Raw genomic sequence first — 14,022 nt, 5'->3', positions numbered from 1 at the left:
GGCGCTTAACCGAAGAAGCTCTGGCCGTTTTTAGCCATTTCACGCAGCTTCGCCGTCGGGTGGTACAGCGCGCCCAATTCAGCGTACTGATCAGCCAGGGCCACGAACTCTGCTACACCGACCGAGTCGATGTAGCGCAGGGCGCCGCCACGGAATGGAGGGAAACCGATGCCGTAGACCAGGCCCATGTCGGCCTCGGCTGCGGTTTCTACGATGCCGTCTTCAAGGCAGCGTACGGTTTCGAGGCACAGCGGGATCATCATCCAGTTGATGATGTCTTCGTCAGTCACTTCGCGCTGTTCGTAAACGATCGGCTTGAGCACTTCAAGTACGCTCGAATCCACCACTTTCTTCTGCTTGCCGCGCTTGTCAGCCTCGTAAGCATAGAAACCCTTACCGTTTTTCTGGCCCAGACGCTTGGCTTCGTACAGCGCGTCGATCGCTGAGCGACGATCATCTTTCATACGGTCCGGGAAGCCTTCAGCCATCACATCACGCCCGTGGTGACCGGTGTCGATGCCGACCACGTCCATCAGGTACGCCGGGCCCATTGGCCAGCCGAATTTTTCCATGACTTTGTCGATGCGCACAAAATCAACGCCTGCACTCACCAGCTTGGCGAAACCGCCGAAGTACGGGAACAGTACGCGGTTGACCAGAAAACCTGGGCAATCGTTAACCACAATCGGGTTTTTGCCCATTTTCTTGGCATAAGCAACCGTGGTTGCAACCGCCAGATCGCTGGACTTCTCGCCACGAATCACTTCCACCAGCGGCATCATGTGCACCGGATTGAAGAAGTGCATCCCTACGAAGTTTTCCGGGCGCTTGAGGGCTTTGGCCAACAGGCTGATGGAAATGGTCGAGGTGTTGGACGCCAGGATTGCATCGTCCTTGACGTGGTTTTCCACTTCAGCCAATACCGCTTGCTTGACCTTCGGGTTCTCGACAACGGCTTCAACCACCAGGTCGACGTGACCGAAATCACCGTACGACAACGTAGGACGAATCCCGTTGAGCACTTCAGCCATTTTCGCCGGGGTCATACGACCTTTATCAACGCGGCCAACCAGCAGCTTGGCGGCTTCCGCCAGGCCCTGCTCGATACCGTGCTCGTTGATGTCTTTCATCAGGATCGGCGTACCTTTGGAGGCCGACTGATAGGCAATACCGCCGCCCATGATGCCTGCGCCGAGCACGGCAGCCTGCTTCACGTCTTTGGCGATCTTGTCGTAGATCTTGGCTTTTTTCTTCAGTTCCTGATCGTTGAGGAACAGCCCGATCAGGCATTGCGAAGCGGAGGTTTTGGCCAATTTGGCAAAACCGGCAGCTTCCACTTCCAGCGCCTTGTCGCGACCGAAGTTCGCCGCTTTCTGGATGGTTTTGATGGCTTCAACCGGGGCCGGGTAGTTCGGGCCGGCTTGACCAGCCACGAAACCTTTGGCGGTTTCAAATGCCATCATTTGTTCGATTGCGTTCAGCTTGAGCTTTTCAAGTTTCGGCTGACGCTTGGCCTTGTAGTCCAGCTCGCCACTGATAGCACGCTTGATCAGGTCCAGCGCAGCTGCTGCCAATTGTGCCGGTGCAACCACCGCATCAACGGCACTGACTTTCAGCGCATCTTCAGCACGATTTTCTTTGCCCGAGGCAATCCACTCAACAGCGTTATCAACGCCAATCAGGCGCGGCAGACGCACGGTGCCGCCAAAGCCTGGGTAGATGCCCAGCTTGACTTCTGGCAGGCCGATTTTGGCGCTGTCGGCCATGACGCGGAAGTCCGCTGCCAGGCACATTTCCAGACCACCGCCCAGTGCAATGCCGTTAATAGCCGCTACAGTTGGAACGTTGAGGTCTTCGAAGTCACTGAAGATTTTGTTGGCTTGCAGGTTGCCCGCGATCAGCTCGGCATCCGGCAGCTTGAAGTTTTCGACGAATTCGGTGATGTCCGCGCCGACGATGAACACGTCTTTGCCGCTGGAAACAATAACGCCCTTGACCGAAGCATCTGCCTTGATCGCATCTACCGCCTGACGCAATTCGTTCAGGGTTAGACGGTTGAACTTGTTGACGGACTCACCCTTGAGGTCGAACTTCAGTTCGACGATGCCACTTTCAAGAGCCGTAACCGTGATGGCTTTACCTTCGTAAATCATCAACTGATCTCCAGGATATGGAAGCTGAACAGTACACGTCGCACGCTAGCGTCTGGCTGGCAATGACGACACCGTCAATGCTCACGCCAATCCACCTGGCACACCCGCCGACGCGATATTCGGGGTTATGCAAACGCTGCCTGCATGGCAAACGCTCGATTCATACGCCCGTTTGATTTGGGTGTCGACACCTTCACGGAAAAGCGATCGATTGTCAATTGTCCAAAACAACGATGACAAAACGACCTTGCGTCTAAATGCCGGATCGTCTGCAACTGTAGCCTTTAACGCATCATGCACGCCGGTGTCCGGCGCCGAGGCCGTCGCAAACCCCTTCAAGCTCATGTTTGAGGCTGCCCCACCGTCATTCGGTTCACGGGCGCTGAGTAATCGTACGGCGCCCGCAGCAACGGCTACGCCAATGCTTTAAGTGTTTCGTCTATGGCGACCAACACCTCAGGCTCACCCTTCTCACCCCAATACAACGCGATCATTTGGGTGCTGGCCTCGACCTTGTAGACGTTCGCAGGCAGCTTTCGAAATTGCGCCAGCAGGCGCTCATCGACGCATTCTTCACGCCATTGATTGACCCACATTCGCGGCGCAGATTGCCAATAGCACCACACATCAGGCTTAGTGCTGCGACGCGGACGATGAAATTGTGCGCATGAACCCGGCGGTTCAGGCTCAAGCCAGTGCGGCCATTCTTGAGGGGTCAGTTGCATGGCAAGCCCCATGCGTCGGGCCTCCATGCGCAAGGCCATGCGCCCACTCTGGCGGCGCGAAGGTCGCAGCCACGCCAGCGGGCTCAAAACCAGTGCCAGAATTGACACCACTATCCATACCGTCATATGTGTACTCTCATTAGCTTTAATTAACGCGTTAACCCTGACGTGAACCCAGGCTGTGCAAAAGAGCCATACTCACTCTCAATGACCCTTTACAGGAGCGCACCACATGCCCACACCACCCAAGCCCTACTCGCATATTTTGGTTGCTGTCGACCTGACTGACGAATGCGACCCGGTGATCTATCGGGCCAGCGCCAGTGCGGCAGCCAATGGCGCCAAGCTGTCACTGATTCATATCGTTGAACCCATGGCCATGGCCTTCGGCGGCGATGTGCCAATGGACCTGTCCCAGTTGCAGCAACAGCAGTTTGAGCAAGCCAATCAGCTTCTGGAACGCCTGATCGGCATGTACCCGCAACTGTCCAAAGACAACTGCAAGCTCCAATATGGCCAGCCGCGCCATGAAATCCACGGCTTTGCCAAAGAAAACGGCTGCGACTTGATCGTGGTCGGTAGCCACGGCCGCCACGGTTTGGCGCTGCTACTGGGTTCCACCGCTAACGACGTGTTGCATGATGCGCCCTGCGATGTCTTGGCCGTGACCCTGAAACAAACGAATTAAGGCAGCGCCCAACCACAAAAAAGCCCGGCCCCTCGAAGAGAAAGGCCGGGCTTTTTCAGTTCAGCAACCGCTCAATCAGGCATCCAGCTCAGCCCAACGCTCAACCAAGTGCTCAAGCTCAGCCTGCAAGGCTTCAAGCTTGGCAATCACTTGCGCCGTTTCAGCCACTGGACGCTGATAGAACGCCGTGTCAGCCATTTCTGCCTCCACGCCAGCAATCGCCTGCTCTTTAGCATCGATTTGGCCTGGCAACGCTTCCAGCTCGCGCTGCAACTTGTAGCTCAGCTTCTTTTTCGCCGGTGCAGGTGCCGCTGCTGCTGGCGCCGCTGCCGGAGTGACCACCGCCGAGTTCAAGTCCGCCTTGCCCGACTTGCTCTCGGTCACGCCCAACAGACGCGGCGAGCCGCCTTGACGCAGCCAGTCCTGATAACCGCCCACGTATTCGCGAACCTTGCCTTCACCTTCAAAGACCAAGGTGCTGGTCACCACGTTGTCGAGGAATGCCCGGTCGTGACTGACCATCAACACAGTGCCCTGGAAGGTCAGCAATACCTCTTCCAGCAGCTCAAGCGTTTCGACGTCAAGGTCGTTGGTTGGCTCATCGAGTACCAGCAAGTTCGCCGGTTTGCTGAACAGTTTGGCCAGCAACAGACGTGCACGCTCACCACCCGACAGCGCCTTGACCGGCGTGCGGGCACGCTGCGGGCTGAACAGGAAGTCACCCAGGTAGCTGAGGACGTGGCGGCTCTGACCGTCAATGTCGATAAAATCGCGGCCTTCGGCCACGTTGTCGATGACGGTTTTTTCCAGGTCCAACTGGTGACGCAACTGGTCGAAGTAAGCCACGTCAATGCGCGTGCCTTCCTCAATCTTGCCGCTGGTAGGCTGCAAACCGCTGAGCATCAGCTTCAGCAGTGTGGTTTTGCCCGTACCGTTGGCGCCCAGCAGACCGATGCGGTCGCCGCGCTGCAACACCATCGAGAAGTCCTTGATCAGGAACGGACCGTCGGGGTGCGCAAAGCTGACGTTTTCGAGGACCATCACTTGCTTGCCGGACTTGTCAGCCGTATCCAGCAGAATGTTGGCCTTACCGGTGCGTTCACGACGCTCGCTGCGTTCAACACGCAGCGCCTTGAGGGCGCGAACACGGCCTTCGTTACGGGTACGGCGCGCCTTGATGCCTTGGCGAATCCACACTTCTTCTTGCGCCAGACGCTTGTCGAACAGCGCGTTGGCCGTTTCTTCAGCCGCCAGAGTGGCTTCTTTGTGGACCAGGAAGCTGGCGTAGTCGCCGTTCCAGTCGATCAGGCCGCCACGGTCCAGCTCCAGAATCCGGGTGGCCAGATTTTGCAGGAATGAACGGTCGTGGGTAATAAACAGAACCGCGCCCTGGAAGTCCTTGAGGGCCTCTTCCAGCCAGGCGATTGCGCCGATGTCCAAGTGGTTGGTCGGTTCGTCGAGCAGCAGCAGATCCGGTTCGGAAACCAGTGCTTGCGCCAACAGAACACGACGACGCCAGCCGCCGGACAACTCAGCGAGGGTCTTGTCAGCAGGCAGTTGCAGACGGCTCAGGGTGCTGTCTACCAATTGCTGCAAGCGCCAGCCGTCACGGGCTTCGAGGTCTTGCTGGACGTGCATCAGTTTGTCCAGGTCGGCATCGGTCACGATGTTCTGGCTCAGGTGATGGTACTGAGCAAGCAGCTCACCCACACCGTCCAGACCTTCGGCGACCACGTCGAACACAGTCCGCCCGTCGGCTACCGGCAACTCTTGCGGCAATTCGCCAATCTTGAGGCCGGGTGCGCGCCAAACAGAGCCGTCGTCGGGCTTTTGATCACCTTTTACCAGCTTCATCATGCTGGACTTGCCGGTGCCGTTGCGGCCGATGATGCACACCCGCTCTCCACGGGCGATCTGCCAGGACACCTTGTCCAACAACGGCGTAGAGCCGAAAGCAAGGGACACATCGCTGAATTTGAGCAGGGTCATGAGTTTCTCCAAAAACTGGGCGCGCATTCTACCTGATTTGCGCCCCAAGGCGGCCGGCTATTTATTGTTCAGGCCCCGCTTGCCTCCATTTAGTAGCAAGTTTCGCCGATTGACCGGCAAGGCTTTCACGCGCGCCTGGCAAAAGGCTAAGCTACGACGCTATCAGTGCCGGGCGCCCCCTGCACTTGCCACGTTTTTTATCTGTACGGAAGCCACATGCGCAGTCGTCTCTTCAACTTTTTATCCTGCCTGCTTCTCACCAGCTGCGCCGTGCAAGCCGCACAGGCCGCAGACTTGACTCAACAACGCCAACTGTACGACGAGGCCAAGCGCGCCTTGGCCAAAGGCGACTCCGGCCCCTACTTTCGCAATGCCGACGCCCTGCGCAGCTACCCGCTGACGCCTTATCTGGCCTATGACGAGCTGACGGCCCGCCTTAAAGGCGCCAGCAATGTCGAAATCGAACAGTTCCTGGCCCAACACGGCGATCTGCCTCAAGCCAACTGGATGAAACTGCGTTGGCTGCGCTGGCTGGCCGAACGCGGTGACTGGGCGACGTTTGCCAAGTATTACGACTCCAAGCTCAACTTCACCGAACTCGACTGCCTCAACGGCCAGTACCAGCTCGCCCATAACCAAAAAGCAGAAGGCTATGCCAGCGCCGAAAAACTGTGGCTGGTGGGCAAAGCCCAACCGGCGGCATGCGACGCGTTGTTCAGCCAATGGGCGGCCGAAGGCCAATTAACCGAGCAAAAACGCTGGCAGCGCGTGAAACTGGCGGCCGAAGCGCGCAATTACGGGCTGGCCAACACATTGGCCAATGGCCTCAACACCCTGGGCCCGCAAGCCCGGCTGATGATTGAAGTGGCGCAAAAGCCTGACCTCCTGAGCCAGCCTTCGCGCTTTACGCCAGCCAGTGAAGCCATGTCTGACGCTGTCGGCCTGGGACTGCGCCGCCTGGCACGCCAAGACCCGGAAAAGGCCGCGGCACTGCTCGACACCTACGCCACCAACATGCATTTCTCGCGGGACGAAAAAGTCGCCATCGCGCGCGAAATTGGCCTGACGTTCGCCCGCCGCTACGACAGCCGTGGCCTGGACATCATGACCCAATACGACCCCGAGCTGCGTGACAACACCGTCACCGAATGGCGCCTGCGTCTGCTGTTGCGGTTGGCACGCTGGGAAGATGCCTACCAGTTGACCCGCAAACTCCCCGAAGACCTGGCCACCAGCAATCGCTGGCGCTACTGGCAGGCCCGCAGCCTGGAACTGGCCGAACCAAAAAACCCGCAAGCGCAGGTACTGTTCAAGAGCGTGGCCCGCGAGCGTGATTTCTACGGTTTTCTGGCTGCAGATCGGGCACAAACCCCCTACCAGCTCAACAACAAACCGCTGGTACTCAGCCCGCAACTGATCAACAAAGTGCGCAATACCCCGGGCGTACAGCGCGCGCTGGAGTTCCATGACCGCGGCCAAATCGTGGATGGCCGACGTGAGTGGTATCACGTCAGCCGCCACTTCAACCGTGACGAAATGGTGGCCCAGGCCAAGTTGGCCTATGACCTGAAGTGGTACTTCCCGGCGATTCGCACCATCAGCCAGGCCAAGTATTGGGACGATCTGGACATCCGTTTCCCGATGGCTCACCGCGACACGCTGGTGCGCGAGGCCAAGGTGCGTGGTTTGCACTCCAGTTGGGTGTTTGCCATCACTCGCCAGGAAAGCGCCTTCATGGATGATGCCCGCTCAGGCGTGGGCGCCAGTGGCCTGATGCAATTAATGCCCGCCACTGCCAAAGAGACCGCCAAAAAATTCAGCATCCCGCTGGCCTCACCGCAACAAGTGCTAAACCCGGACAAAAACATCCAGTTGGGCGCGGCTTACCTGAGCCAGGTACACGGCCAGTTCAACGGTAACCGCGTATTGGCTTCAGCGGCATACAACGCAGGGCCGGGGCGCGTTCGCCAATGGCTGCGCGGCGCAAACCACCTGGGCTTTGACGTGTGGATTGAAAGCATTCCATTCGATGAAACCCGCCAATACGTGCAAAACGTGCTGTCTTACTCGGTGATCTACGGCCAGAAGCTCAACGTGCCACAGCCACTGGTGGACTGGCACGAGCGCTATTTTGACGATCAGTGATCGTAAACCCTATGAGTGCGGTTGAATGACTTTACGAGCGCTTCGCGCCCGGACGCAGCCTCGCATTACTCGTCAGCGACTACACGGCAAGTTGGTGTAGCCATTGGCGAAGGCGACGTCTGAGTGCGCAGCGATCGTAAACCCGTTGAATGCGGTTGAATGGCTTTGCGACCGCTTCGCGCCCGGACGCAGCCTCGCATTACTCGTCAGCGACTACACAGCAAGTTGGTGTAGCCATTGGCGAAGGCGACGTCTGAGTGCGCAGCGATCCTAAACCCGTTGAATGCGGTTGAATGACTTTACGACCGCTTCGCGCCCGGACGCAGCCTCGCATTACTCGTCAGCGACTACACGCAAGTTGGGGTAGCCATTGGCGAAGGCTACGTCTGAGTGCGCAGCGATCATAAACCCGTTGAATGCGGTTGAATGGCTTTACGACCGCTTCGCGCCCGGACGCAGCCTCGCATTACTCGTCAGCGACTACACGGCTAGTTGGTATAGCTATTGGCGAAGGCGACGTCTGAGTGCGCAGCGATCGTAAACCCGTTGAATGCGGTTGAATGACTTCATGGCCGCTACGCGTCAGCGGCTGCACGGCTTTGCTCTGCGTTACTCAAGCACCGTGACCGGCATGCCCACTTCCAGCACCCCATGGCTGTCGTTCACCAGGTTCTGGCCGAACATCGTGCCGCCTTCCTGTTTGCGGTAGCTCATCAAGGTCATCAACGGTTCGCGCTGCTCGTCACGCTCGCCGGTTTGCGGATCAATGGTGGTGAGGATGCAACGCGAACACGACTTGACCAGACGAAATTCGACATCGCCAATACGAATGCGCTTCCAGCCGTCTTCGGCAAAGGCTTCGCTGCCTTCGACCACCAGATTGGGACGAAAACGCAGCATGTCCAGAGGTCGGCCGAGCCGGGTCGAAATATCGTCCAGCGAGCCCTGACCGATCAGCAGCAATGGATAGCCGTCCGCAAAGGCTACCTTGTCATCGTCGCGCCCATAACCGGCTTCAGTGGTGCGCGCACGCTCAAGCGGCACATGCACCAGGCGCACCGGGCGCCCGATAAAAGCGCTCAGCCAGTGGGCCGCGGCATCGCCAGCGTCCGGCACACGCAGGGTGTCGCGCCAAATGGTCACGCCGCGCAGATCCGTGTTGGCATCGGGCACCTCGACCTCCAGCGCCGCAGTCCCCGCAGTGCTGAGCGTCAGCCCGCCGCTAGCGTTCCAGAGCGCAGAGAGCTGGCTCATTTTTGGATCGGCGCGCTGGGTCAAAAAACGCCCGGTGGCTTCGTCCACCAGCATCCAGCGTCGATCACCCACCACACCCAACGCGTCCAACCCCACTTGCGTCAGGCTTTCACCCTGGCCGGACTTGAGCGGGAAACGATAAATCGAACGTAGATGCAGCATGGATCAGCCCCTGCGGAGTAAAAACGCCACAGTATACGAGCCGACCCCTCGTGCAAAGAATCAGGCAGGCACTTGATCCAGCACCAAGCGTTGACGCACCACGTCTACTAACTTGTCCGGCTGGAATTTGGACAGGAAGTTATCGCAACCGACCTTTTTCACCATCGACTCGTTGAAGCTGCCTGACAGCGAGGTGTGCAGCACCACATACAGGCTGCGCAAACGCGGGTCGTTGCGGATTTCAGTGGTCAGGCGGTAACCGTCCATTTCAGGCATTTCGGCATCGGTGAAAATCATCAGCAGCTTGTCAGTCATGACCTCCCCTGAATCCGCCCAGCCTTTGAGCATGTTCAACGCTTTGAGGCCATCGCTGGCGACGTGCATTTTGACGCCCAACTGCGAGAGCGTTTCGCGCAACTGCGACAGCGCTACTTTGGAGTCATCGACCAACAGCACTTCGCGGCCTCGCGCATGCTCAAGAATCGGGTCTTCCAACGTTTCACGGGAGACTTTGGCGCTGTAAGGCACGATTTCGGCCAGTACTTTTTCGACGTCAATGATCTCGACCAACTGCTCGTCGACCTTGCTGATAGCGGTCAGGTAATGCTGGCGCCCGGCACTGGTCGGCGGGGGCAAAATGGCTTCCCAGTTCATGTTGACGATGCGGTCTACACCGCCGACCAGAAACGCCTGCACCGAACGGTTGTACTCGGTCACGATGATGGTGCTGTCAGGTCCCGGCACCAGCGGGCGCATGCCGATGGCTTGCGACAAGTCGATGACGGGCAAGGTTTGACCGCGCAAATTGACAACACCACAGACAAACGGATGACGCTGCGGCATCAGGGTCAGTTTTGGCAGTTGCAGGACTTCTTGCACCTTGAACACGTTGATCGCGAACAGCTGGCGACCCGCCAGGCGGAACATGAGAATTTCCAGTCGGTTTTCGCCAACCAACTGTGTGCGCTGGTCTACCGAGTCGAGGATGCCGGCCATGAATAACTCCTGGGCGTGGGTGCTGAATGTCTAGCGTTATCGGCAGAATCACAGGGAGCTTAACCCCGAAAACAAATCTGCCCACCGAAAATGATGGCACTTTAATATCACAGCATGTAATTATCGGCATGCCTTCTCGATCAAATGCCGCTTACCCCCTCCCCATGTCGTTATGCCCTAAGGGATTCCCCTAGGGGCAATCAGGCCTGACCTGATATTCGTGCTATCCAATTGCCATTATTGTGACCCCCTTCGCATTATATGAATCACGGCGGGAACTTTTCATTCTTGAAACAGCGCTGTCTGAGCGGCAACTTGCACTAAGGCATTGCGAATTTTTAAACATTTAATGCGTCTTTTTTTCAAACCCTCAAAGTGATCAGTTCAACTTAAAGTCACCCTGACGCTGCCCCTCTGTACCCCGCCTGTTCGTGGCGTTGGCGCAATGAGTACGGACATTCACTTAAATGGCGTTCTAGCAGAGTGAGACGATGCATGTTCAATGGCAAAACACGGCCGTTAGCGCTAGCAGACTTTTTAATTGAAGCTCAAGTGTTGTTGACCACGGCAGAAGAATGCCTGAGTCACTTAAAACTGATCCACGACGATGAAGATGCGATCAATTGCATGCTGGGGACGCTGTCAAAACTTGAAAGGCGCGCCAAGGCACTGGCCATCACCCCGGTAGCCGGATTTTGCCGCGCCCTGCGGGCGCTCCTCAAACAAGCCAATAGCCTGGGCACGTTGCGCGACAAGACGGTCGCGACCCTCAGGGACTGCTTCAGTCTGCTGGCCTGGCAAGTCGAACTGATTGACCTCAAAACAGGCCAATTGGTGCTGGACGATACCGAACAAGTGATGCTGATTGCCACGTTTGCGGCGCAGATCGGTGCCTCCTCCGGTCCGCCGGTGGCAAACGAGTAAATGCACGCCGCTGATGCGCAACCTGTGCGGCGACACGCCAAACCTTGGGTGTCCCGGCCCACCCTCGGCCTGCGGCGACTTTTAGAGTGACATCAGCGCCGTTCTGCACTTGCGTATCGCGTAATACCTACCAACTAAACACCTGTTCTTCCACGCATTAACGCTGTAAGAAAAACCTGTAGGTCGCTAACTAAGGCGAACAAACACCGGGGAACTTAACGGGCGGCAAAGGCGACCTGCTTTAAATGAAGTGATACCATGCGCGCCGCCCATTGAGCCGCAGACCTGCGAAGTAACAGGTTCAGGTGTCGCCTCAATTATCCATTTACGACCGTGTAACTCTTAACCTGGCACTCCCCTGCCAGGTCCTTCAGCGAACACCATTGGCTCCACACGCTATGCACGCCAGCCTCAAGTCATTCAAGCCCTGGTTGCCCACGGGTAAAACTGCTCGCCGGCTGACAGCGCTGCTCTGTCTGTGCTCGGCCACGTCGAGCATCATCGTCTACCTGACCTCGGCGACGTTGCCCAGCGCGTTGATGCTGCTCGATCTGGCGGCCCTGGGCAGCGTCTGGTGGTTGCACCGCGACTCACGCAGCGCCATCAAACTGCAACCCAAAGAGCTGGCGGCGCGGCTGATTCAGGTTCAGGAAAGTGAACGTCAACACCTGAGCCGCGAACTGCATGATGACATCGGGCAGCTCCTGACCGCCGCCACCTTGCAAATCCGCTGGCTGCAACGGCGCGTGCCCGAAGACTTGCAAGGCCACTGCCTGGGCCTGTGCAATGTGCTCGAAGAAACCCTGGCCAAAGTGCGCGACGTGTCTGCCGCGTTTAACCCTCGGCAAATCGCAAGCCTGGGGATTGAAGTCAGCTTGCGTGCGCACTTGATCAAAACGCTGGAAAACACGTCGCTGCACTGGACCTTTGAATGCCACCAACGCCTGACCGACCTGCACGAAGACATGGCCTTCGCCTTGTTTCGCGTCACCCAAGAGTCCGTCACCAACGTGCTGCGCCATGCCAAGGCAACCAATCTGGTGGTGCAACTGCGTCGCCAGGCCGATGGCATGAAGCTGACGGTACACGATGATGGCGCAGGCTTTATGCCAGCCAGAAACCCCAGCCAGGCAGGCCAACGCGGCATGGCCGGAATGCTTGAACGGGTTGAACAACTGGGCGGCAGCATCAGTGTCATCAGTGAGCCGGGTACGGGCACTCAAATCGACGTGCTGCTGCCGTGGCCACGTCGCGCGCGCGAACGCGCCAGCCTGAGCAAAACCCCATGACCTGTAACCTGCTGTTGGTGGATGACCATCTGTTGATTCGGGCCGGGGTCAAAGCACTGATCAACGACTTGCCGGGCTACGCGGTCATTGGCGAGCTGGATGACGGCGGGCAACTGCTGGAAGTGGCAGAACGGCTGCACCCGGACATCATTCTGCTCGACCTGTCGATGCGTCATACCGGTGGCCTCGAAGCGCTGCGCCGACTCAAGGCGGCCCTGCCCCTGAGCAAAGTACTGATCCTGTCCATGCACACCGACCCGCAATTGATCATGCAAACCCTTGAAAGTGGTGCCCACGGCTACTTGCTCAAAGACACCAGTGCCGTGGAGCTGGAGCAAGCACTGGGTGCGCTGCGCCATAACGAGCGTTATTTGAGCCCGGCCATTGCACATACCGTGATCAATCAAGCGCTCAACCGGGGGCCGGGGCACGCCGCCCTTCAGGCCAAAAACCACAACCTGACCGAACGCCAACTGGAAATCCTGCGGCTCATCGTGCGCGGTAAATCCACCCGCGAAATTGCCTGTGGCCTGGGCCTGAGCATCAAAACCGTGGAGACCCACCGCGCGCACGTCATGAAGCGCCTGCACATCCACGACGTGGCAGGGCTGGTGCTGTTTGCCGTGCGCGAACAAATCATCAGTCTGGATGACTGAGCAGCGGCGAGCCTTGCGGCAAATGCACCTTTAACGCGCCCTTCTTTACCTCAAAGCGCCGGGCGGGCCCCGTCATCGGCTCACCGTCCAGGTTGATCGACAGCCCCTCGGCCGAGGTGATCTCAACCCAGGGCATGCGCGCACGCACGAACAGGTTGTCGATCCCCCAACCGCCCTCCATCAGCCCTTTGAGCGTGCCAACGACTTCCTGCGGGGCCGGCAAAATGCTGATGTCCAGCAGGCCATCATCGGCTACAGCGTCAGGGCACAGTTCGTGCCCTCCGCCTGCCTGGCGTCCGTTACCAATGCCCAGCGCCAGCAGTTCGCCCTTCCAGTAGAAGTCGGGACCTTGCAGCTCGGCATACGCAGCATGCAACTCGCTAAAACGCGACAGCCCGGTAAACAGATACGCCGCGCCACCCAAGACTTTTTTCAAGTCCTCGGATGTGTTGGCCGTGACCTGGCTGCCAAAGCCACCGGTGGCCATGTTCAAAAACAGCTCGCCCCCGGCATCACCCAAATCAATAGGGCGCGCCGGTGTGTCGAGCAAGGCCAGCGCTTTCGCGGGTTCCAACGAAACGCCCGCTGCCCGCGCGAAGTCATTGGCCGTCCCCAGGGGCAGCAACACCAGGCTGGCCTCAGTCCGGGCCTGCGCCATTGCTTCGGCGATATCACGCAACGTGCCATCGCCCCCGCCCGCGATCAGGTGGGTATACCCCGCCTCCAGAGCCTCGCGCACCAAACGCTGGGCATCACCGGCCTCCCACGTCAGCCGCACCGCCAGCTCCCAGCCTTGGGCACGTTGCTGTTCAACGGCGGCCCGCACGTCTTCGTTGAGTGCCTGCTTGCCATGCAAGATTAAAAAAGCCTTTCCTGCGCTCATTCATCGTCCCTCAAATGTGAGTCTGACCTTTTGGACAACAACCAAATGAAAACGGCCTGCGGTTTTTTTATTCGTCACGTTGCCCTGCCCGCCGGGCCGAAACACGGTTTTAAAAAAAGGATCGCGTTTTTCGATTCGCGACAAAGTGTTTCATGTTC

The 14,022-nt window shown here is 58.2% G+C and carries 11 protein-coding genes; 5 read left to right on the top strand and 6 right to left on the bottom strand.

The window, feature by feature from the left end; all coding sequences use genetic code 11:
* Positions 1–5 precede the first annotated feature (5 nt).
* The gene (gene fadB, locus ACP7A4_RS04490) at positions 6–2,153 is read right to left on the bottom strand and encodes a fatty acid oxidation complex subunit alpha FadB (protein ID WP_059761644.1); all 2,148 of its coding nucleotides are present in this window, start codon (positions 2,151–2,153) and stop codon (positions 6–8) included.
* 413 nt (positions 2,154–2,566) lie between these two features.
* Entirely contained in the window at positions 2,567–3,004 is a 438-nt protein-coding gene (locus tag ACP7A4_RS04485) for a hypothetical protein (RefSeq protein ID WP_048365155.1), read from the bottom strand.
* A 106-nt stretch (positions 3,005–3,110) separates the two neighbouring features.
* Here ACP7A4_RS04485 and ACP7A4_RS04480 point away from each other — a divergent pair, with 106 nt between their 5' ends.
* The gene (locus ACP7A4_RS04480) at positions 3,111–3,566 is read left to right on the top strand and encodes a universal stress protein (RefSeq protein ID WP_426245708.1); all 456 of its coding nucleotides are present in this window, start codon (positions 3,111–3,113) and stop codon (positions 3,564–3,566) included.
* Positions 3,567–3,641: 75 nt separating this feature from the next.
* Here the strand turns inward: ACP7A4_RS04480 and ACP7A4_RS04475 are convergent, their stop codons facing one another.
* Complete coding sequence (locus ACP7A4_RS04475; protein ID WP_426245706.1) at positions 3,642–5,555, bottom strand: ATP-binding cassette domain-containing protein; 1,914 nt, start codon at positions 5,553–5,555, stop codon at positions 3,642–3,644.
* Positions 5,556–5,771: 216 nt separating this feature from the next.
* On the opposite strand from ACP7A4_RS04475, the gene ACP7A4_RS04470 reads away from it, so the two are divergent.
* Positions 5,772–7,700, top strand: coding sequence for a transglycosylase SLT domain-containing protein (locus tag ACP7A4_RS04470; RefSeq protein WP_048398755.1), 1,929 nt, complete (start codon positions 5,772–5,774; stop codon positions 7,698–7,700).
* A 609-nt stretch (positions 7,701–8,309) separates the two neighbouring features.
* Here ACP7A4_RS04470 and ACP7A4_RS04465 read toward each other — a convergent pair.
* Together ACP7A4_RS04465 and ACP7A4_RS04460 are read right to left on the bottom strand one after the other, a co-directional pair.
* Positions 8,310–9,116, bottom strand: coding sequence for an MOSC domain-containing protein (locus tag ACP7A4_RS04465; protein ID WP_426245704.1), 807 nt, complete (start codon positions 9,114–9,116; stop codon positions 8,310–8,312).
* 60 nt (positions 9,117–9,176) lie between these two features.
* A complete protein-coding gene (locus tag ACP7A4_RS04460) occupies positions 9,177–10,112 on the bottom strand; it encodes a chemotaxis protein CheV (RefSeq protein ID WP_203302949.1) in 936 nt (311 codons plus the stop codon).
* A 495-nt stretch (positions 10,113–10,607) separates the two neighbouring features.
* On the opposite strand from ACP7A4_RS04460, the gene ACP7A4_RS04455 reads away from it, so the two are divergent.
* The 3 genes from ACP7A4_RS04455 to ACP7A4_RS04445 all read left to right on the top strand — a co-directional run bounded on the left by ACP7A4_RS04455 (position 10,608) and on the right by ACP7A4_RS04445 (position 12,981).
* Positions 10,608–11,036 carry a hypothetical protein gene (locus ACP7A4_RS04455; protein ID WP_426245702.1) on the top strand — a complete coding sequence of 143 codons (429 nt, stop codon included), beginning with the start codon at positions 10,608–10,610 and terminating at the stop codon, positions 11,034–11,036.
* 398 nt (positions 11,037–11,434) lie between these two features.
* A complete protein-coding gene (locus ACP7A4_RS04450) occupies positions 11,435–12,325 on the top strand; it encodes a sensor histidine kinase (protein WP_426245896.1) in 891 nt (296 codons plus the stop codon).
* Entirely contained in the window at positions 12,322–12,981 is a 660-nt protein-coding gene (locus ACP7A4_RS04445) for a response regulator (protein ID WP_059762684.1), read from the top strand. Before ACP7A4_RS04450 ends, ACP7A4_RS04445 begins: the two co-directional genes overlap by 4 nt.
* Here ACP7A4_RS04445 and yegS read toward each other — a convergent pair.
* Positions 12,965–13,864, bottom strand: a complete 900-nt coding sequence (yegS, locus tag ACP7A4_RS04440; RefSeq protein WP_426245700.1) for a lipid kinase YegS — start codon at positions 13,862–13,864, stop codon at positions 12,965–12,967. The genes ACP7A4_RS04445 and yegS overlap by 17 nt on opposite strands.
* Positions 13,865–14,022 lie beyond the last annotated feature (158 nt).

This window comes from Pseudomonas sp. TWR3-1-1, from assembly GCF_049896545.1.
GTDB lineage: Bacteria > Pseudomonadota > Gammaproteobacteria > Pseudomonadales > Pseudomonadaceae > Aquipseudomonas > Aquipseudomonas weihenstephanensis.
Note: the sequence above shows the minus strand (reverse complement) of the source record. Positions and strands in the feature narration are given on the sequence as shown.

Coding starts and splice junctions, on each gene's coding strand:
- ACP7A4_RS04480 (WP_426245708.1), top strand. CDS start 3,111: ATGCCCACACCACCCAAGCCCTACTCGCATATTTTGGTTGCTGTCGAC.
- ACP7A4_RS04455 (WP_426245702.1), top strand. CDS start 10,608: ATGTTCAATGGCAAAACACGGCCGTTAGCGCTAGCAGACTTTTTAATT.
- ACP7A4_RS04445 (WP_059762684.1), top strand. CDS start 12,322: ATGACCTGTAACCTGCTGTTGGTGGATGACCATCTGTTGATTCGGGCC.
- ACP7A4_RS04460 (WP_203302949.1), bottom strand. CDS start 10,112: ATGGCCGGCATCCTCGACTCGGTAGACCAGCGCACACAGTTGGTTGGC.
- ACP7A4_RS04475 (WP_426245706.1), bottom strand. CDS start 5,555: ATGACCCTGCTCAAATTCAGCGATGTGTCCCTTGCTTTCGGCTCTACG.
- ACP7A4_RS04485 (WP_048365155.1), bottom strand. CDS start 3,004: ATGACGGTATGGATAGTGGTGTCAATTCTGGCACTGGTTTTGAGCCCG.
- yegS (WP_426245700.1), bottom strand. CDS start 13,864: ATGAGCGCAGGAAAGGCTTTTTTAATCTTGCATGGCAAGCAGGCACTC.
- ACP7A4_RS04450 (WP_426245896.1), top strand. CDS start 11,435: ATGCACGCCAGCCTCAAGTCATTCAAGCCCTGGTTGCCCACGGGTAAA.
- fadB (WP_059761644.1), bottom strand. CDS start 2,153: ATGATTTACGAAGGTAAAGCCATCACGGTTACGGCTCTTGAAAGTGGC.
- ACP7A4_RS04465 (WP_426245704.1), bottom strand. CDS start 9,116: ATGCTGCATCTACGTTCGATTTATCGTTTCCCGCTCAAGTCCGGCCAG.
- ACP7A4_RS04470 (WP_048398755.1), top strand. CDS start 5,772: ATGCGCAGTCGTCTCTTCAACTTTTTATCCTGCCTGCTTCTCACCAGC.